Raw genomic sequence first — 1,054 nt, 5'->3', positions numbered from 1 at the left:
ATTTGGCTGTAAATTATCTGTATAATACCTTATTTTAAATCTAACTAATTATTTCTGGTATTTTAATCAAAGGACTAAAATCTGTTTTCCAAATATCTAATTCAAATAGTTTTCCTTTATCATCAACATTAAGTGATGCTATAACATTAATTCCATCTGCATCTAAAAATATACATTCAGCAATTTGTTTTCCAAACACTCTATTTTCAGAAGAAATGTCTTTAGGAAATAATTTTAAACTTCCCATTCCATCATCATTCATTGTTTCTACATCTAAATCCTCTTCTAAATTGTCAGATATCACAACTGATGATTTTTTTACTAATAATTCTAGAAGCCTTGCTTCATCTTGTGAAAGTTTCCTCATTTTATTATATTCCATGAATTCTACCAATATTTATTGTTCCGTCAGCAAGTTTAAATGCAGTATATTGTATTCTGTGTCCTGCAACTTCAATTATTGAGTTCAACGGTTTACCAGCTTCTAATCTCGCTACAACAGTAGGAAAATGCGCTTTAATTGCCGCCGTAACAGCTGAACGTGCAAGTCCCATTTCTTCTACATGTCTAAAAGCGTGATAAATTTGATTCTCTGTTGCTCCAAATTGAATTGCTAGTCTTAATCCTCCAGCTCCGCTAATATATTCAAGTCCACCAGCTCCACCTAACGGTTTTTGCCTTAAAATTGAACCATCATCTCCTATAATATATCTTAAACCTGTAGTAGAGTCTGTCCAGTCTCTATCTCCTTGAATAAATGACCACATTTTGCCTAGAGTAGATTTAGCTGTTACATCGACTAAAACTTTGTCGCCTTTTTTAGGTAAACTACGAGTTGTTCCTTTACCAGGGACTTCTTGACCTTCCTTATCTCCACCACTTTCCTCTATACTTTCACCTGTATCAGCAGTTTTACCATTACTTCCTGAAAAAGTGCCGTCATCATTATTTGTCCACTTTGTTTCTCCTTCCGTATTTGATTTTTTCATTAAATCATCCGTAAATGATTTCGAAAGCATCCCGTCTGGATCGACAAAATATACAGGATTATTAA

Annotated in this window: 2 protein-coding genes; both read right to left on the bottom strand. The window is 33.5% G+C overall.

Annotation, left to right across the window (positions count from 1 at the left end):
* Positions 1-40: 40 nt before the first annotated feature.
* On the bottom strand, positions 41-382 hold the full coding sequence (locus B0A64_RS24675) for a DUF6984 family protein (RefSeq protein WP_089482091.1): 342 nt from the start codon (positions 380-382) through the stop codon (positions 41-43).
* On the bottom strand, positions 372-1,054 hold a 683-nt coding region (locus B0A64_RS25350; RefSeq protein ID WP_089482090.1), incomplete at its 5' end, for a hypothetical protein. The genes B0A64_RS25350 and B0A64_RS24675, both read right to left, overlap by 11 nt.

The organism is Flavobacterium araucananum (genome assembly GCF_002222055.1).
GTDB lineage: Bacteria > Bacteroidota > Bacteroidia > Flavobacteriales > Flavobacteriaceae > Flavobacterium > Flavobacterium araucananum.
Note: the sequence above shows the minus strand (reverse complement) of the source record. Positions and strands in the feature narration are given on the sequence as shown.

Coding starts and splice junctions, on each gene's coding strand:
- B0A64_RS24675 (WP_089482091.1), bottom strand. CDS start 382: ATGGAATATAATAAAATGAGGAAACTTTCACAAGATGAAGCAAGGCTT.